The sequence below is a fragment of the Streptomyces sp. NPDC014656 genome (assembly GCF_043084305.1).
In the GTDB taxonomy this organism is placed as follows: domain Bacteria; phylum Actinomycetota; class Actinomycetes; order Streptomycetales; family Streptomycetaceae; genus Streptomyces.
Genome location: NZ_JBIBZN010000011.1, coordinates 239,581 through 257,520, shown reverse-complemented (window position 1 = coordinate 257,520; position 17,940 = coordinate 239,581). Strand labels below are relative to the sequence as shown.

Annotated in this window: 14 protein-coding genes; 7 read left to right on the top strand and 7 right to left on the bottom strand. The window is 73.4% G+C overall.

Translation table 11 applies throughout. The features are described 5' to 3' along the window. Nucleotides 1–6: 6 nt before the first annotated feature. Genes iolD through iolC form a run of 3 tightly spaced genes read right to left on the bottom strand, consistent with a single transcriptional unit; the run spans nt 7 to nt 3,742 of the window. The gene (gene iolD / locus ACF1ED_RS24780) at nt 7–1,896 is read right to left on the bottom strand and encodes a 3D-(3,5/4)-trihydroxycyclohexane-1,2-dione acylhydrolase (decyclizing) (RefSeq protein ID WP_391763933.1); all 1,890 of its coding nucleotides are present in this window, start codon (nt 1,894–1,896) and stop codon (nt 7–9) included. Continuing rightward, a complete protein-coding gene (gene iolB, locus ACF1ED_RS24775; protein ID WP_391763931.1) occupies nt 1,893–2,717 on the bottom strand; it encodes a 5-deoxy-glucuronate isomerase in 825 nt (274 codons plus the stop codon). The genes iolD and iolB overlap by 4 nt, the downstream gene beginning before the upstream one ends. A gap of 50 nt (nt 2,718–2,767) precedes the next feature. Further along, the gene (iolC, locus tag ACF1ED_RS24770) at nt 2,768–3,742 is read right to left on the bottom strand and encodes a 5-dehydro-2-deoxygluconokinase (protein WP_391764056.1); all 975 of its coding nucleotides are present in this window, start codon (nt 3,740–3,742) and stop codon (nt 2,768–2,770) included. Between the two features lie 179 nt (nt 3,743–3,921). Between iolC and ACF1ED_RS24765 the strand changes: the two genes are divergently transcribed. After that, entirely contained in the window at nt 3,922–4,839 is a 918-nt protein-coding gene (locus tag ACF1ED_RS24765; protein ID WP_391763929.1) for a sugar phosphate isomerase/epimerase family protein, read from the top strand. 282 nt (nt 4,840–5,121) lie between these two features. Next, the gene (locus tag ACF1ED_RS24760; protein ID WP_391763927.1) at nt 5,122–5,319 is read left to right on the top strand and encodes a helix-turn-helix transcriptional regulator; all 198 of its coding nucleotides are present in this window, start codon (nt 5,122–5,124) and stop codon (nt 5,317–5,319) included. A 66-nt stretch (nt 5,320–5,385) separates the two neighbouring features. Here the strand turns inward: ACF1ED_RS24760 and ACF1ED_RS24755 are convergent, their stop codons facing one another. Beyond that, a complete protein-coding gene (locus ACF1ED_RS24755) occupies nt 5,386–7,689 on the bottom strand; it encodes an MMPL family transporter (RefSeq protein ID WP_391763925.1) in 2,304 nt (767 codons plus the stop codon). Between the two features lie 165 nt (nt 7,690–7,854). Here ACF1ED_RS24755 and ACF1ED_RS24750 point away from each other — a divergent pair, with 165 nt between their 5' ends. Beyond that, nucleotides 7,855–8,508 (top strand): TetR/AcrR family transcriptional regulator, encoded by a 654-nt coding sequence (locus ACF1ED_RS24750; protein ID WP_391763923.1) that lies wholly within the window; start codon nt 7,855–7,857, stop codon nt 8,506–8,508. Here the strand turns inward: ACF1ED_RS24750 and ACF1ED_RS24745 are convergent. Continuing rightward, nucleotides 8,486–9,694, bottom strand: coding sequence for a cation:proton antiporter (locus ACF1ED_RS24745; protein WP_391763921.1), 1,209 nt, complete (start codon nt 9,692–9,694; stop codon nt 8,486–8,488). The genes ACF1ED_RS24750 and ACF1ED_RS24745 overlap by 23 nt on opposite strands. 64 nt (nt 9,695–9,758) lie before the next feature. Between ACF1ED_RS24745 and ACF1ED_RS24740 the strand changes: the two genes are divergently transcribed. From ACF1ED_RS24740 to ACF1ED_RS24730, 3 genes are all read left to right on the top strand, one after another. Next, the gene (locus ACF1ED_RS24740) at nt 9,759–10,703 is read left to right on the top strand and encodes a PrsW family intramembrane metalloprotease (RefSeq protein ID WP_391763919.1); all 945 of its coding nucleotides are present in this window, start codon (nt 9,759–9,761) and stop codon (nt 10,701–10,703) included. A 48-nt stretch (nt 10,704–10,751) separates the two neighbouring features. After that, a complete protein-coding gene (locus ACF1ED_RS24735) occupies nt 10,752–10,976 on the top strand; it encodes a heavy-metal-associated domain-containing protein (protein ID WP_391763917.1) in 225 nt (74 codons plus the stop codon). Between the two features lie 76 nt (nt 10,977–11,052). Then, a complete protein-coding gene (locus ACF1ED_RS24730) occupies nt 11,053–13,284 on the top strand; it encodes a heavy metal translocating P-type ATPase (protein WP_391763915.1) in 2,232 nt (743 codons plus the stop codon). Between the two features lie 369 nt (nt 13,285–13,653). Here ACF1ED_RS24730 and ACF1ED_RS24725 read toward each other — a convergent pair whose 3' ends face one another. After that, a complete protein-coding gene (locus ACF1ED_RS24725) occupies nt 13,654–14,943 on the bottom strand; it encodes a citrate synthase (protein ID WP_043224185.1) in 1,290 nt (429 codons plus the stop codon). A gap of 178 nt (nt 14,944–15,121) precedes the next feature. Next, a complete protein-coding gene (locus tag ACF1ED_RS24720) occupies nt 15,122–17,353 on the bottom strand; it encodes an ATP-dependent RecD-like DNA helicase (RefSeq protein WP_391763913.1) in 2,232 nt (743 codons plus the stop codon). Nucleotides 17,354–17,452: 99 nt separating this feature from the next. Here ACF1ED_RS24720 and ACF1ED_RS24715 point away from each other — a divergent pair, with 99 nt between their 5' ends. Further along, nucleotides 17,453–17,914, top strand: coding sequence for a DUF937 domain-containing protein (locus tag ACF1ED_RS24715; RefSeq protein WP_391763911.1), 462 nt, complete (start codon nt 17,453–17,455; stop codon nt 17,912–17,914). Nucleotides 17,915–17,940: the final 26 nt, after the last annotated feature.

The window sequence follows — 17,940 nt, the reverse complement described above, 5'->3', positions numbered from 1 at the left end:
GGGCCTTCAGAGATGGCGGCGTCGGGCGGTGACGTGCCGGTCGTACTCCTCGCGGGCCTTGACCGCCGACGGGCGGGTCGAGATCTCGGCCACGGGCACATCCCACCACGCCTGGGCCGGGGGCGGGCCCGACACACTGTCTGCCGTTTCGGTCTCGATGTAGACACATGTGGGATCCGTGGCGGCCCGGGCGTCCGCGAGGGCTTCCCGCAGGTCACGGATGGTGCGGGGGCGCAGCACCCGCATCCCGAGGGATGCCGCGTTGGCCCCGAGGTCGAGGGGGAGCGGGGGGCCGGTGAAGGCTCCCGCGGCGTCCCTCAGGCGGTAGTCGGTGCCGTAGCGCTCGGCGCCGACCGCCTCGGAGAGGCCGCCGATGGAGGCGTAGCCGTGGTTCTGGAGGATCACCAGCTTCAGCGGGAGGCGTTCCTGCACGGCGGTGACGATCTCGGTGGGGTTCATCAGGTACGTCCCGTCGCCGACGAGGGCCCAGACGGGCCGGCCGGGGTCGGCGAGGAGGACGCCGATCGCGGCGGGGATCTCGTAGCCCATGCAGGAGTAGCCGTACTCGACGTGGTACTGGTCGCGGGAGCGGGTCCGCCACAGCCTGTGGAGGTCGCCGGGGAGCGAGCCGGCGGCGTTGACCAGGATGTCGGTGTGGTCCACCAGGGTGTCGAGCACGCCGAGGACCTGCGCCTGGGTGGGGCGGGCGGTCTCGTCGGGGGCGGCGTAGGCGGCGGTGACCCGGGCCTCCCAGCGGAGCTTCTCCTCGGCGTACTCGTGGGCGTAGGGGACGGTCACGTGGTGCGGGTCGAGGAGCGCGTGGAGCTGTTCGATCCCCTCGCGGGCGTCCGCGACCAGGGGCAGCGCCGACAGCTTGTGCGCGTCGAAGGCCACGACGTTGAGGTTGACGAAGCGCGGGGACGGGTGGCCGAAGAGGGTTCCGGAGGCGGTGGTGAAGTCGGTCCAGCGGGTGCCGATGCCGAGGACCACGTCGGCCGTGCGGGCCAGGTGGTCGGCGACGGCGGTGCCGGTGTGGCCGACGGCCCCGACGTCCTGGGGGTGGTCGTGGGGCAGGACGCCCTTGCCGGCCTGGGTGGAGGCGACCGGGATGCCGGTCAGCGAGGCGAACTCGGCGAGGGCGTCCTCGGCCCCGCTGTGCCGGACGCCGCCGCCGGCGACGATCAGCGGGCGGGCGGCCCCGGCGATCGCCTCGACGGCCGCTTCCAGCTCGTGCTCGTCCGGTGAGGGGCGGCGGATCCGCCAGGTCCGCTCGGCGAAGAACGCCTCGGGCCAGTCGTACGCCTCCGCCTGGACGTCCTGCGGGAGGGCGAGGGTGACGGCGCCGGTGGCGGTCGGGTCGGTGAGGACCCGCATCGCTTCGAGCGCGGCCGGGATCAGCGCCTCGGGGCGGACGATCCGGTCGAAGTAGCGGGAGACGGGGCGCAGGCAGTCGTTGACGGAGACGTCGCCGGCGTACGGCACCTGGAGCTGCTGGAGGACGGGGTCGGCGGGGCGCGCGGCGAAGGTGTCGCCGGGGAGCAGCAGCACCGGCAGGTGGTTGATCGTGGCGAGGGCGGCGCCGGTGACGAGGTTGGTGGCGCCGGGGCCGATGGAGGTGGTGACGGCGTGGGCGGAGAGCCGGCCGGTCTGGCGGGCGTGGCCGACGGCGGCGTGCACCATGGCCTGCTCGTTGCGGCCCTGGTGGAAGGGCATGACGTCGCCGTGCTCGACGAGCGCCTGCCCGATCCCGGCGACGTTGCCGTGGCCGAAGACGCCCCAGGTGGCGGCGATGAGCCGGCGCCGGTCGCCGTCGCGCTCGGCGTACTGGGCGGCGAGGAAGCGCACGAGCGCCTGGGCGACGGTGAGGCGGACGGTGCCGGTGAGGCGGACGCTCACGCGTATCCCTCCGTGTGGTCGGGGTGGAAGCTGATCCGCCACTCCCGTGCGGGGCCGGGTCCGGCCATGACGTTGAGGTAGTAGAGGTCGTGGCCGGGCCGGGCGATCGAGGGGCCGTGCCAGCCGTCGGGGACGAGGACGGCGTCGCCGCTTCGGACCTCGGCGAGCAGGTCGGCGCCGCCGGGCCGGGAGGGCGAGATCCGCTGGTAGGCGTAGCCGCGCGGGTCCTCGGTCTCGTAGTAGTAGATCTCCTCCAGGACGGACTCGGTCCCGGGGCGGTGCTCGTCGTGCTTGTGCGGCGGGTAGGAGGACCAGTGGCCGCCGGGGGTGATCACCTCGACGGCGATCAGCCGGTCGCAGGGGAAGGCGTCCGCCGAGGCGAAGTTCCGCACGGTGCGGGCGCGGTCGCCGCTGCCGCGGGTCTCCACGGGAACCTCCGGCGCGGGGCCGTAGCGGGCGGGGAGTCGTCGCTCGCAGTTCGCTCCTGCCAAAGCGAAGCGGCCTCCCGCGCCGGAGGCGATCTGGGCGTGGGCGTCGCGCGGTACGTAGACGAAGTCGGACACGGAGGCGAACACGCTTCTCCGGCCCCCGAGTTCGAAAAGATCCCCGTCGACGCGCACGGTACAGGCACCGGCGAGGGGAAGCACCACCCACTCGGCATCCGCGCTGTCGAAAGTGTGTTCCGCCCCTGGCGGCAGATCGAGGACGCGGAGCGCGGAACGGCTCCATCCGGCGGTCCCCGGGTCGATGTCCAGGACGTACGGTCCCCGGCCGGCGGTCCCGGCGGGGAGGTGGAGGCGGCGGCGGTGCGGGCTGGTCATGTGCGGGTGTCCTCGGTGGGCGGAGGCGGGAGCGGGGTCGCACGGGCGGGTCAGCGGGGATCGTCCCCCGGCCGGAGCGTGCCCGAGCCGGCCGCGAGGGCGCGGGCGATCTCGGCGGCGTCCGGCATGGCGGGGGCGCAGCCCAGGCGGCCGGCGACGATCGAGCCGGCGGCGCCCGCGCGGCGCAGGACCTCCTCCAGCGGGAGGCCGGCGAGGAGGCCGTCGACGAGCGCGCCGCCGAAGGCGTCCCCGGCGCCGAGACCGTTGACGACCTCGACCGGCAGCGGCGGGACGGCGGCGCGGCTCCCGTCCGCGGCGAGCGCGAGGACGCCCTCGGGTCCGCGTTTGACCACGGCGAGCCGGAGGCCGGTGCCGTCGCCGGGGGCGAGGAGGCCGAGGAGGGCGCGGGCGGCGGCCTCCGGGTCGCGTTCGCCGGTGGCGACCTCGCACTCCTCGGCGTTGCCCACGGCGACCGTGGCGTGCCGCAGGGCCTCGGTGTAGTGGGGGCGGGCGGTGTCCGGGTCGGGCCAGAAGGCGGGGCGCCAGTCGAGGTCGAGGACGGTGTGGGCGCGGCCGGCGCGGGCCCGCAGGGCGGTGAGGGTGGCGGCGCGGCTGGGTTCCTCGCTGAGGCCGGTGCCGGTGGCCCACAGGACGCGGGCGGCGCGCAGCGCGTCGAGGTCCAGCTCGTGCGGGTGGATCTCCAGGTCGGGGGCCTTGGGGCGGCGGTAGAAGGTGAGGGGGAAGTCGTCCGGCGGGAAGAGGGCGCAGAAGGTGACGGGCGTGGGGTGCGCGGGGACCTCGGTGACCCAGCGGGCGTCCACCGCGCACTCCTTCAGCTCGCGCCGGAGGTAGGTGCCGAAGGCGTCGGCGCCGGTGCGGCTGACGAGGGCGGTGCGCCGGCCCAGGCGGGCGGCGGCGACGGCCACGTTGGCCGGGGAGCCGCCGAGGAACCTGCGGAAGGTCTCGACCCGGTCGAGCCCGACGCCGCTCTGGAGGGGGTAGAGGTCCACGCCGAGCCGCCCCATGGTGATCAGCTCGTACGGCTCCGACTCCACCCGTGCCACCTCTCGACTCCGGTGCCCGCTCCCAGGTCTAACCCTCCCCCGGGAGGCGTGTCAACGACATGTCCGGACATTCGGGCGCGCCCCGGGCCGGTCCGGCGGCCGTCTTGACGCTGCTCCGGGGCGGGGTCAAGGTGGCTGGCATGACGAAGCCGTCGCCGTCGCCGTCGCCGTCCCGCATCCGGATCGGATCCGCCCCGGACTCCTGGGGGGTGTGGTTCCCCGACGATCCCCGGCAGGTGCCGTGGCAGCGGTTCCTCGACGAGGTGGCGGGGTCCGGCTACGAGTGGATCGAGCTGGGTCCGTACGGCTATCTGCCCACCGATCCGGCGCTGCTCGCCGAGGAGACCTCCCGGCGCGGGCTGAGGGTGTCGGCGGGCACCGTCTTCACCGGGCTGCACCACGGGCCGGGCGTGTGGGAGCGGACCTGGGCGCACGTCGCCGAGAACGCGGCCCTGGCGCAGGCCGTGGGGGCCCGGCACCTGGTGGTGATCCCCTCCTTCTGGCGGGACGACAGGACCGGCGAGGTGCTGGAGGACCGGGTGCTGACGCCGGAGCAGTGGCGGCACCTGACGGCGCTGACCGAGCGGCTCGGACGGGAGGTGCGGGAGCGGTACGGGCTGCGGATCGTGGTCCATCCGCACGCCGACACCCATCTCGACGACGAGGAGAGCGTGACCCGCTTCCTCGACGCCACCGATCCGGACGCGGTGGCGCTCTGCCTGGACACCGGGCACTACGCGTACGCGGGCGGGGACAGCGTCAAGCTGATCGAGACCTACGGGGAGCGCATCGGCTACCTCCATCTGAAGCAGGTGGACCCGGCGGTGCTCGCGGAGGTGCGGGCCGAGGGGCTGCCGTTCGGCCCGGCGGTGGCCCGGGGCGTGATGTGCGAGCCGCCGGCCGGGGTGCCGGCCCTGGAGCCGGTGCTGGCCGCCGCGGCGGCGCTGGGCACGGAGCTCTTCGCGATCGTGGAGCAGGACATGTACCCGTGCGAGCCGGACGCCCCCTATCCGATCGCCCTGCGCACCCGCGGCTACCTCCGCTCCTGCGGGGTGTAGCCCCGCACGGCCCGGCGGCCCGGGTGGCTCCGGCGGCTCCGGCGCACGAAGGCGCGCCGTCGTGACCGTGCGCCACTTCTGTCACGGCCTTCGCGCCCCCGTCACACATGTCTCCGTTACGCGGGCTTCCTGTCACAGGCGTTCGACAGCCGCTTCCCGGCGGTCCGGAAGGACCGTTCACCGGGCACAGGACCGGTGATCACCGACGCCACCGCCCGCAGCGCCCCCGAACGGCACCCCCCGCCACCGCTGCGCGGCACGGGGCGTGAGGGAGGTACAGGCATGACGGACAGAAGCCTCTGGACGTACAAGGACATCGCGGCGCACATCCGGGTGCAGCCCGACACCATCCGCTCCTACCGCAAGCACGGGCTGCTGCCGCCGCCCGACCACGTGGAGTCCGGCAAGCCCTTCTGGTACGCGGACACCGTCCGTGCCTGGGTCGCGAGCCGTCCGGGCAACCGGGCGCGCCGCGACTGACCCGCGCTCCCGCGCCCCGCGCGGCGCCGGCTCCCGGTGGTTCGGGGGCCGGCGCCGCGCCGTGTCTCAGCCCCGGGCGCCGACGGGCTCGCGTATCTCCTCCGGGTCGCCGGCGGTGGTGCCGGGCGCGGCCGGTGCCCCGGACTCGCTGATGCCGAAGCGGTCGTGGAAGCGGCGCAGCGGCCCGGGGGCCCACCAGGTGAGGCGGCCGGTGAGCTTCATGACCGAGGGGACGAGGAGGCTGCGGACGACCGTGGCGTCCATGACGACGGCGAGGGCGACGCCGAGGCCCAGCATCTTGGTGTTGGTGACCCGGGAGGTGCCGATGGCGACCATGACGACGGCGAGGATGACGGCGGCGGCGGTGATGAGCCCGCCGGTGCGGGCGAGTCCGAAGCGGACGGCTCCCTCGTGGTCGCCGGTGGTGTCGTACTCCTCCTTGATGCGGGAGAGCAGGAAGACGCCGTAGTCCATGGAGAGGCCGAAGGCCACGCAGAACATGAGGACCGGCAGGGTGGTCTCGATGTCGCCGGTGGCGGTGAAGCCGAGGAGGCCGGAGAGGTGTCCGTCCTGGAAGACCCAGACGACGGCGCCGAACATCGCGGTGAGGCTGAGGGCGTTGAGGACGACGGCCTGGACGGGGATGACGACGCTGCCGGTGAGCAGGAAGACCAGCAGCAGGGTGACGAGGACGATGATGCCCGCGGCCCAGGGGAGCCGCTCGCCGATGGCGGCCTTGGAGTCGACGAGGACGGCGGCCTGGCCGGTGACGGAGGTGTCGAAGGGGGCGTCGGCGGCGCGCAGTTCGCCGACGGCCCGCTGGGCGCCGGCGCCGACGCCGGGGCCTTCGGGGACGACGCCGTAGTAGGCGTGGGCGTCCGCACCGGTGCCGGAGACGACGGGGCCGTCGACGCGGACGATGCCGTCGAGGGCGGCGATCCGCTCGCGGTAGGCGCCGTACTCGGCGGGGGTGGCGGGGCCCCGGGCGAGGACGGTGAGGCTCCCGCCGGGGTCGCCGGGGAAGCCCTCGCGCAGCTCCTCCTGGACGATCCGGGAGGTGGCGGTGGCGGGCAGCTGCCGGTCGTCGGCGGTGCCGAACCGCACGCCGAGGAAGGGCAGTCCGAGCAGGACGAGGCCGGCGGTGGTGAGGCCGGCGAAGACGGGGGCCCGGCGCATCACCAGGCCGGCCGCCCGGGACCAGCCGGTGCCCGCCGGGGCGTCCTTCGCGGAGGTGTCCTCCGCGGGGGCCCGGCGGCGCCGGAACAGGCGGCGCAGGTCGAGGGCGTCGACCCGGTGGCCGAGGAGCACGAGGGCGGCCGGGAGCAGGGTGAGGGCGGCGGCCGCGGCGAGCAGGACGACGGCGATGCCCGCGTAGGCGAAGGAGCGCAGGAAGTACTGCGGGAAGACCAGCATGGCGGCGAGCGAGACGGCGACGGTGAGGGCGGAGAAGAGCACGGTCCGCCCGGCGGTGCGCAGGGTGGTGCGGACGGCGGCGCCCGGTTCGGCGCCCGCGGCGAGCTCCTCGCGGTAGCGGCGGACGACGAAGAGCGCGTAGTCGATGGCGAGGCCGAGGCCGAGCGCGGTGGTGAGGTTCTGCGCGAAGACGGAGACGTCGGTGAACTCGGTGAGGCCGCGCAGCACGGCGTTGGTCCCGAGGATGGCGACGATGCCGACGCCGAGCGGCAGCAGGGCGGCGACGGCGCTGCCGAAGACCATGACGAGCAGGACCAGGGTGAGGGGCAGGGCGATCAGCTCGGCCCTCAGCAGGTCCTCCTGGATGATCGTCTGCATCTCGTGGCGGACGGCGAGGCCGCCGCCGAGGGTGACCTCGACCGGCCCCCGGGTGCCCTGGTAGGAGGGGGCGATCCGGTCGAGGACCTCGCCGGCCGCCTTCTCCTCGCCGGCGATCCGGGCGGCGACGACGGCCTTGGTGCCGTCCTCGGAGCGCAGCGCGGGCGAGCCGGTGGTCCAGTAGGAGCCGACGCCCTCGACGCCGGGCTCGGCGGTGAGCCGCTCGGTGAGCCGGCGGCCCTCGGCGGCCGCGGCGGGGTCGTCGACCCCGGCCTTCCCGGCGTCGACGAGGAGCAGCAGGTTGGGCTGGGAGCCGGGGAACTCCCGCTCCAGCGCCTCGGTGGCGTAGGTGGATTCGGCGGCCGGGTCCTCCCAGCCGCCGCTGCCCATCCGGTCGCCGACGCCGCCGCCGGCGAGGACCGCGAGGGCGGTGAGGACGAGGGCGACGAGCAGGGTGAGCCGGGGCCGCGCGGTCACGAACCGCGTCCATCCCCCGCCGGGTGCTCCGGCGGGCCGTCCGGCCCGCCCGCCACCCGGGTCCCGGTCCCGCGCGGGGGCCGGATTCTTGACTTCGGACATGACGCGGTGTCCCCTTCACCGTGGCCCTCGCTCTCGCTTCCCGGCAGGTCGCGGGGGCCGTCCATTGCCATAGACTGGCAAACACGAGTGATCGCTCGCGTTTTCATAGAATGCGAGCGACCTCTCGTGTTTGTCAACGCGCACCGAGGAAGGCCGGGGACGGAGATGACCGAGGACCCCAAGCCGCGCCGCCGCCAGGCACGCGGCGAACGCCGCGTCGCCCAGCTGCTCCAGGCCGCCGCGGACGTCTTCTGCGCCAACGGCTACACGGCTACCAGCACCAACGCGATCGCCCGCCGGGCCCAGGTCTCGCCGGGCACGCTCTACCAGTACTTCCCCAACAAGGAAGCGATCGCCATCGAGCTCGGCGGCCGCCTCATCCACGAGATGCGCGAGCGGCACGGCCGGATCTTCGTCCCGGAGAACGTGGCGCTGCCGCTGCCGGAGCTGATCGACGCGGTCCTGGACCCGATGATCGAGTTCAACTGCCTCAACCCGGCCTTCCTCGCCCTGATGCACGGCTCCGAGGTGCCCGGCCGGATCGCCGAGGAGCACGACGAGCTGCACGCCTCGCTGCTCTCCCAGGTCCGCGAGCTCATCGGCGCGCGGGCCGTCCCCGCCCTGTCCGCCGAGGAGCTGGGACCGGTCGCCGACATGGCCTTCGCCGTCTTCAAGGGCGGCCTCGCCCTGATCGTCGCCGCCCCCGAGGGCCCCGTCAGGGACCGGGCCGTCGTCGAGCTGAAGCAGGTCCTGCTGCGCTACCTGGAACCGCTCTTCGCCGGGGAGGAGGCCGGGGTCACCACGACTCCGACCCGCTGACCGCCCCCTCCGGCACCCCCTCCCGGCCCGCCCTGATCCGCAGTGCCAGCAGCGGGAAGACCAGCACGGAGGCCATGCCGGCGCCCACCAGCGCCGCCGCCTCGCCCGCCGACAGGGCCTTGTCGTCCAGGCCGATGGTGGTGATGGCGACGACGAGCGGCAGCGCGGTGGAGCCGTACAGCACCAGCGCGCCCCGGTCCTTCCGGTCGAGGTCGCGCGGGGCGAGGAACCACATCGGGCCGCCGCGCACCACCAGGAAGAGCACCAGGAAGACCGGCAGGAGCAGCAGCGCCCGGCCGCCGGAGAGCAGCGAGTCCAGGTCGAACTCGATGCCGGTGACGACGAAGAAGACCGGCACCAGGAAGCCGAAGCCGACCCCCTCCACCTTCTCCAGGATCTCCGGGCCGGCCTCGGGCGCGGCCCCGGTGAGCACCAGCCGGGTGATGAGCCCGGCGGCGAAGGCGCCGAGGAGGACGTCGAGGCCGAGGGCCGTGGAGGCGCCGAGCATCAGCGCGAGGAGCAGGAAGACGAAGCGGACCGCGAACTGGCCGCTGGTGTGCAGGGTCTTGGCGATGACGGTGGCGAACCACGGCGGGCGGGGCCGCAGCGCCCAGTAGACGGCGGCGGCGGTGAGCGCGGCGAAGACGGCGAGCAGGACGGTGGACCGGGCGGCGGTGCGCCCGCTGAGCAGCAGCGCCATGGCGATGATCGGGCCGAACTCGCCGACCGCGCCGAAGGCCATGACGACCGAGCCGAAGCGGCCGCGCAGGCCGCCGGAGTCCCGCAGCACGGGCAGGACGGTGCCGAGGGCGGTGCTGGTGAGGGCGACCCCGATGAAGACGCCGGTGGAGTAGCCCCCGCCGAGCAGGACGCCGGCGGTGAGGCCGAGGACGAGGGCGGCCAGCCACGCCCACACCGAGCGCCTGAGGGTGTCGCCGCGGACCTTGCCGAACTCGATCTCGTACCCCGCCAGGAAGATCAGCATGGTGAGGCCGAGCTCGGAGAGGCCGTCGATCAGCTCGTCGGAGTGGGCCCAGCCGAGGACGTCGGGGCCGACGCAGATGCCGAGGAGGATCTCGAAGACGGCGAGCGGCACGGGGACGCGGCGGCCCACCCAGTAGGCCAGCAGCGGCGCCATGACGGCGATCACCATGATCAGGACGAGGGTGCTCCCCGAATGCGACATATCGGGTATCTACCATAAGCTCCGGTCAGATGCCCCGTCGGCGGAGGGACTTGGAGGCCCGCGGATGTACGACCACCGGACCACGCCCCAGCCCCCGCCCCAGCCCCCGCCCCCGCCGGCGGAGGCGGGGCCGCGCCCCGGGCTGTGGAAGCGGTGCCTGTGGGGCGGCCTCGCCCTGTGGGCGCTGACCGCCGTGGTCACCTACGCCACCGCCAACACCACCCTGCTGCCCACCCTGATCCTGCTGGGCAGCTTCCTGGTCCCGGGCGTCTTCGTCCTGTGGGCGTACGAGCGGCACGGCCGCGACCTGGGACTGCCGGTGATCCTCGGCTGCTTCGTCACCGGCGGCGTCCTGGGCGTCCTCGGCGCCTCGGTCATGGAGTACTACCTGCTCCATCCGTCGCTGTGGATGTTCGCCGGGGTGGGGCTGATCGAGGAGGCGGTGAAGCTCGCCGCCCTGATGTTCGTCGTCCGCCACCGGCCGTACCTGCGCGGCCGGCGCGCCGGCCTGATCCTCGGCGGGACGGTCGGCTTCGGCTTCGCCGCCTTCGAGAGCGCGGGGTACGCCTTCAACGCGGCCGTCACCATGGACGGCATCGACCTGCGCTCCCTGCTGGAGACGGAGATCCTCCGCGGGGTGCTCGCCCCCTTCGGGCACGGCCTGTGGACGGCGATCGCCGGCGCGGTGCTCTTCTCCTTCCGCCGCCCCGACGGCCGCTTCCGCCTCGCCGGGCCGGTCGTCGGCGCGTACCTGGGGGTGGCGGCGCTGCACGCGCTCTGGGACTCGATGCACGGGATCGCGCTCTGGCTGGTGCTCCGGCTGACCACGACGGACCTCGACCGCTCGCTCTTCGCCCAGGGGTACCTCCCGGCGCCCACGTCGCGGCAGGAGCACCTCTTCACCCTCTTCTCGGTGGGGGGTCTCGTCCTGGTGACACTGGCGGGACTGGCGTGGCTGCGCTCGCTGGCGCGGCGCGAACCGGACAGGAGTGGCGTTTATACCCCCTAGGGGTATAGCATCGGAGGCGTAAGACTCCGAACCGAAGAGGAGAGCCCCATGGCCGCCGAGACGCAGACCGAACTCACCACCGTCTACCAGGTCAAGGGCATGACCTGCGGCCACTGCGAGGGCGCCGTCTCCGGCGAGATCTCCGCCCTCCCCGGCGTCTCCTCGGTCACCGCCGTCGCCAGCACCGGCGAGGTCACCGTGGTCTCCGCCGCCCCGCTCGACCGCGAGGCCGTCGCCGCCGCCGTCGACGAGGCCGGCTACGAGCTGGTCTGACGCACGCCGCACCCGTGTCCGGGCAGGGCCGTACCGTTACGGGTACGGCCCTGCTCCCCGTTTCCTGGAAGCGCACATGACCAGCACCGCCCCCGACGCGACCGCCCCCGACGTCACCGTCACCGAGCTGACCATCGGCGGAATGACCTGCGCCTCCTGCGCGGCCCGCGTCGAGAAGAAGCTCAACCGGATGGACGGCGTCACCGCGACCGTCAACTACGCCACCGAGAAGGCACGCGTCGAGCACGCTCCCGGGGTCGGCGTCGACGCGCTCATCGCCACCGTGGTGAAGACCGGCTACACCGCCGAGGAACCCGCGCCGCCGGAGCCCGAGACACCCGGGGAGCCGGACGCCGACCCCGAGCTCGCCGCCCTCCGCACGCGGCTCGCGGTCTCCGCCGTCCTCGCCGCCCCGGTCGTGCTGCTCGCCATGGTCCCCGCCCTCCAGTTCGACAACTGGCAGTGGCTCTCCCTCGCCCTGGCCTCCCCCGTCGTCGTCTGGGGCGGCCTCCCCTTCCACCGGGCCGCCTGGACCAACCTCCGGCACGGCGCGGCCACCATGGACACCCTCGTCTCGGTCGGCACCCTCGCCGCCTACGGCTGGTCCCTGTGGGCGCTCTTCCTCGGGGACGCCGGCGCCCCCGGCATGCGGCACGGCTTCGACCTCACCGCGGACCGCGCCGACGGCGCCTCCGCGATCTACCTGGAGGTCGCCGCCGGCGTCGTCACCTTCATCCTGCTCGGCCGCTACCTGGAGGCCCGGGCCAAGCGGAAGGCCGGGGCCGCCCTGCGGGCCCTGATGGAGCTCGGCGCCAAGGACGTGGCCGTCCTCCGGGACGGCCGCGAGGTGCGGGTGCCGGTGGCCGGCCTGCGGACCGGCGAGCTCTTCGTCGTACGCCCCGGGGAGAAGATCGCCACCGACGGCACCGTCACCGAGGGCTCCTCCGCCGTCGACGCCTCCCTGCTCACCGGCGAGTCCCTGCCCGTCGACGTCACCCCCGGCTCCGCCGTCACCGGCGGCTGCGTCAACGTCTCCGGGCGGCTCGTCGTCCGGGCGGGACGGGTCGGCGCGGACACCCGGCTCGCCCGGATGGCGAAGCTCGTCGAGGAGGCGCAGAGCGGCAAGGCCGAGGTGCAGCGGCTCGCCGACCGGATCTCGGCGGTCTTCGTCCCCGTCGTCCTGCTGATCGCCCTGGCCACCCTCGGCTTCTGGCTCGGCGCCGGAGCCGGAGCCACCGCCGCGTTCACCGCCGCCGTCGCCGTCCTGATCATCGCCTGCCCCTGCGCCCTCGGCCTCGCCACCCCGACCGCGCTGCTCGTCGGCACCGGCCGGGGCGCCCAGCTCGGCATCCTCATCAAGGGCCCCGAGGTCCTGGAGTCCACCCGCCGCGTCGACACCGTCGTCCTCGACAAGACCGGCACCGTCACCACCGGCCGGATGGCCCTCACCGGCGTCCACCCCGCCGCCGGGGCCGACGAGAAGGAGCTGCTGCGGCTCGCCGGGGCCCTGGAGCACTCCTCCGAGCACCCCGTCGCCCGGGCCGTCGCCGCGGGCGCCGCCGAGCGGCTCGGCGTCCCCGTCGGCGAACTGCCCGTCCCCAAGGGCTTCGAGAACGTGCCCGGGCTCGGCGTCCGCGGCTCCGTCGACGGCCGGCTCGTCCTCGCCGGGCGGGCCGCGCTGCTCGCCGCAGAGGACGTGGCGGTGCCCGGGGGCGTGGCCCCCGGAGCGGTGCTCGTCGCCCGGGACGGGGCCTTCCTCGGCTCCCTCACCGTCGCCGACGCCGTCAAGGACACCAGCGCCGAGGCCGTCGGCCGGCTCCGGGCGCTCGGCCTGCGGCCGGTGCTGCTCACCGGCGACCACCGGGCCGTGGCGGAGGCCGTCGCGGCCGAGGTCGGCATCGACGAGGTGATCGCCGGGGTGCTGCCCGAGGAGAAGGCCGGGGTGGTCCGGCGGCTCCAGGAGGAGGGCCGCACGGTCGCCATGGTCGGCGACGGGGTGAACGACGCGGCGGCGCTCGCCACCGCCGACCTGGGGCTCGCGATGGGCACCGGGACGGACGCGGCGATCGAGGCGAGCGACCTCACCCTCGTCCGGGGCGACCTGCGGGTCGCCGCCGACGCGATCCGGCTCTCGCGGCGGACCCTGGCGACGATCAAGGGAAATCTGGCGTGGGCCTTCGGCTACAACACGGCCGCCCTGCCGCTCGCCGCGGCCGGACTGCTCAACCCGATGATCGCGGGCCTGACCATGGCCTTTTCGTCCGTGTTCGTGGTGACCAACAGCCTGCGACTGCGGCGGTTCCGTTGATTTCACCTACACGTGACGCACAAGTCCTTCACAAAGAGACCTAGATCACAGATATTGGGGGGTAACCATCTGGGCTGTTCGCGAGTCTAAGTGGGCGATGCCAGAACGTCTTGGGGGACGTTCGCCGGGAGGTCTTGGGGGACGTCCCGGCAGGCAAGCGCGGCCGGGGCACGTGCACCGGGGAGCTTTGAGCGGCCCTCCCGTACGTACCCCGGCAGACCGCGCGCCGGACGCCCGGCCCGGATCCCGTGGGGGGAATCCGCACCGGGAATATGAGAAGCGCCCCGCCGCCCGACCCGTGGGGGGATCGGAAGGCGGGGCGCTTCTGTACCTCTGGGAGGCCTCTCAGCCGACCTGTGCGGGGCCGGCTCAGCGCTCCTCGACCGGGACGAAGTCGCGGAGGACCTCGCCGGTGTAGATCTGGCGCGGGCGGCCGATGCGGGAGCCGGGCTCCTTGATCATCTCGTGCCACTGGGCGATCCAGCCGGGGAGGCGGCCGAGCGCGAAGAGCACGGTGAACATCTCGGTCGGGAAGCCCATCGCGCGGTAGATGAGACCCGTGTAGAAGTCCACGTTCGGGTAGAGGTTGCGCGAGACGAAGTACTCGTCGGAGAGCGCGTGCTCCTCCAGCTTGAGCGCGATGTCCAGCAGCTCGTCGGACTTGCCGAGGGCCGAGAGGACGTCGTGCGCCGCCGCCTTGATGATCTTGGCGCGCGGGTCGAAGGACTTGTACACCCGGTGGCCGAAGCCCATCAGGCGGACGCCGTCCTCCTTGTTCTTCACCTTGCGGATGAAGGAGTCGACGTCGCCGCCGTTGGCCTTGATGCCCTCCAGCATCTCCAGCACCGACTGGTTGGCGCCGCCGTGCAGCGGGCCCCACAGGGCGGAGATGCCGGCCGAGATCGAGGCGAACATGTTCGCCTGCGAGGAGCCGACCAGGCGCACGGTGGAGGTCGAACAGTTCTGCTCGTGGTCCGCGTGCAGGATGAGGAGCTTGTCGAGCGCCGAGACGACGACCGGGTCGAGCTCGTACTCCTGGGCCGGCACGGAGAACGTCATGCGCAGGAAGTTCTCGACGTAGCCGAGGTCGTTGCGCGGGTAGACGAACGGGTGACCGATCGACTTCTTGTACGCGTACGCGGCGATCGTCGGCAGCTTCGCGAGCAGCCGGATCGTCGACAGGTGGCGCTGGGTCTCGTCGAACGGGTTGTGGCTGTCCTGGTAGAAGGTGGACAGCGCGGAGACCACGGAGGACAGCATCGCCATCGGGTGGGCGTCCCGCGGGAAGCCGCGGAAGAAGTTCTTGACGTCCTCGTGGACCAGCGTGTGCTGGGTGATCTCGTTCTGGAACGTGGAGAGCTCGTCGCCCTTCGGCAGCTCGCCGTTGATCAGCAGGTAGGCCACCTCCAGGAAGGTGGACTGCTCGGCCAGCTGCTCGATGGGGTAGCCGCGGTACCGCAGGATGCCCTGCTCACCATCGAGGTAGGTGATCGCGGATTTGTAGGCGGCGGTGTTGCCGTATCCGCTGTCCAGGGTGACCAGACCGGTCTGGGCTCGCAGCTTCCCGATGTCGAAGCCCTTGTCGCCGACGGTGCTCTCGACCACCGGGTAGGTGTATTCACCGTCCGCGTACCGCAGTACTACAGAGTTGTCGCTCACGTCATCCCTCACCGACGTAGTGCCTCTTCTTCGAGGTGCCCTGACTGTCTCTACCATCCCCCACTCGGCTCAGGAGAGTGCACTCGGGGTCGCCATTGGGCCTATCGGCGGCACTCAGTGCCGCCAACCTGCTCATCCTGCCCCCTTCGCCCCGGTTCCGGTAGTCCTCCGTGATCTTTCACACGGAGGCGCCCCCTGTGAGGCGATGGGCCAGTGCGGTAAAGCGCCGGCCGGCCGAGACCGTGCGGACCGCCTGGGCGATCGCGCGCCGCGAACCGACCAGGACGACGAGCTTCCGCGCCCGCGTCACGGCCGTGTAGAGCAGGTTCCGCTGCAGCATCATCCACGCACTCATGGTGACCGGGATCACCACGGCCGGATACTCACTGCCCTGCGAACGGTGGATGGTGACCGCGTACGCGTGCGACAGCTCGTCCAGCTCGTCGAAGCCGTACGGCACCTCCTCGTCCTCGTCCGTCCGGACGGTCAGGCGCTGCTCCTCGGGGTCCAGCGCCGTCACCACCCCGACCGTACCGTTGAAGACCCCGTTCGCCCCCTTCTCGTAGTTGTTCCTGATCTGGGTGACCTTGTCCCCGACGCGGAAGACCCGGCCGCCGAACCGCTTCTCCGGGACGTCCGGGCGGGCCGGGGTGATCATCTGCTGGAGCAGCCCGTTCAGCGCGCCCGCGCCCGCCGGGCCGCGGTGCATGGGGGCCAGGACCTGCACGTCCCGGCGCGGGTCGAGACCGAACCTGGCCGGAATGCGCCGGGCGGCGACCTCGACGGCGACCCGGGCCGCGTCCTCCGTCTCCTCCTCCGCGAAGAGGAAGAAGTCCGGCAGACCCGTGGTGGTGGGCGGCAGGCCCTCGTTGATCCGGTGCGCGTTGGTCACCACGCCGGACTGCTGGGCCTGGCGGAAGATCCGGGTCAGCCGGACGGCCGGGACCGGGCTGCCCGGCGCGAGCAGATCGGCGAGCACCTCGCCGGCGCCGACCGACGGCAGCTGGTCCACGTCCCCCACCAGGAGCAGGTGGGCGCCCGGCGCCACCGCCTTGACCAGCTTGTTCGCCAGCAGCAGGTCCAGCATGGACGCCTCGTCGACCACGACGAGGTCGGCATCGAGCGGCCGGTCCCGGTCGTACGCCGCGTCCCCGCCCGGCTTCAGTTCGAGCAGCCGGTGGACGGTGGACGCCTCGGCGCCGGTCAGCTCGGCCAGCCGCTTGGCCGCGCGGCCGGTCGGCGCGGCGAGCACCACCTTCGCCTTCTTGGCCCGGGCCAGCTCCACGACGGACCGGACGGTGAAGGACTTGCCGCAGCCGGGGCCGCCGGTGAGGACCGCGACCTTCTGGGTCAGGGCGAGCCGGACGGCCTGCTCCTGCTCGGGCGCCAGGGTGGCCCCCGTGCGCTCCGCGAGCCAGGCCAGCGCCTTGTCCCACGGCACGTCCCGGAAGGCGGGCATGCGGTCCTCCGGGGTGCGCAGCAGCCGTCTCAGCTGCCCGGCGAGCGAGAGCTCGGCCCGGTGGAAGGGGATCAGGTAGACGGCCGTGACCGGCTCGCCCTCCGGGCCGGGGACCGCCTCCCGGACGACCCCCTCGGGGTCCTCGGCCAGCTCGGCGAGGCACTCGATGACCAGTCCCGTGTCCACCTGGAGCAGCTTCACCGAGTCGGCGATCAGCCGCTCCTCGGGCAGGAAGCAGTGCCCCTGGTCGGACGACTGGGAGAGGGCGTACTGGAGCCCGGCCTTCACCCGCTCGGGGCTGTCGTGCGGGATGCCGACGGACTGGGCGATCCGGTCGGCGGTGAGGAAGCCGATGCCCCAGACGTCGGCGGCCAGCCGGTAGGGCCGCTCCCGGACGACGGTGATCGAGTCGTCGCCGTACTGCTTGTAGATGCGGACGGCGATCGAGGTGGAGACGCCGACGGTCTGGAGGAAGACCATCACCTCCTTGATCGCCTTCTGCTCCTCCCAGGCGGCGATGATCTTCCCGGTGCGCTTGGGGCCCAGGCCGGGGACCTCGATGAGGCGGCCCGGGGCCTCCTCCAGGACGTCGAGGGTCTCCAGGCCGAAGTGGGTCGTGATGCGGTCGGCGAAGACGGGGCCGATGCCCTTGATCAGGCCGGAGCCGAGGTAGCGGCGGATGCCCTGGATGGTGGCGGGCAGGACGGTCGAGTAGTTGTCCACCTGGAACTGCCGGCCGTACTGCGGGTGGGAGCCCCAGCGGCCCTCCATCCGCAGCGACTCCCCCGGCTGGGCGCCGAGCAGCGCGCCGACGACGGTGAGCAGCTCGCCGGCACCCCGGCCGGTGTCGACCCGGGCGACCGTGTAGCCGCTCTCCTCGTTGGCGTACGTGATCCTCTCCAGCACGCCCTCGACGACGGCGGGGCGGTGCGGCTGACCCTCGTTGGACATGCACCGACCGTAGCGAAGGGCACCGACAGCGGGGGCGGGGCCGGGGGAGACTTCCGCGCCGGGGTGCCGAGCGGAAGGATGAACCGTAGCGTTTCGGACATGAGTGAGAGCAGTGACTCCTTCCAGGACGACGTCCTGGCCGAACTCGGCGAGGACCGGCTGGCGGAGATCGCCACGCTCGCCGGCACCGACACCGCCGGGGCGCGGGCCCTCGTGGACGGCTCGGTCTCGGAACTCTCGGGCGAGCTGCGGCAGGCAGCGGCCGAACCGGGCAGCGCGGACGAGGTCAAGGCCGCCGTCGACGAGGTCACCTCCGAGGAACCGCCCCTCCAGGGCGTCGCCTCCTTCGGCGGCCTCGCGGCCGGCGGCCTGATGGCGGGCGTCCTGGCCAAGCTGGCGAAACCGGCCGCCAAGGCCGTCGCCAAGCGCACGGGCCTGCCTCCTGCCACCGTCGACCGCGCCGTCGACCTCCTGGTCCCGGTGGTCCTCGCGGTCCTGACGAAGCGCGCCGCCACGAAGAAGGGCGGCGGCCTCGGCGACCTGCTGGGCGGCAGGAAGTAGCCCGGCCCCGCCGCACACGGGGCCGG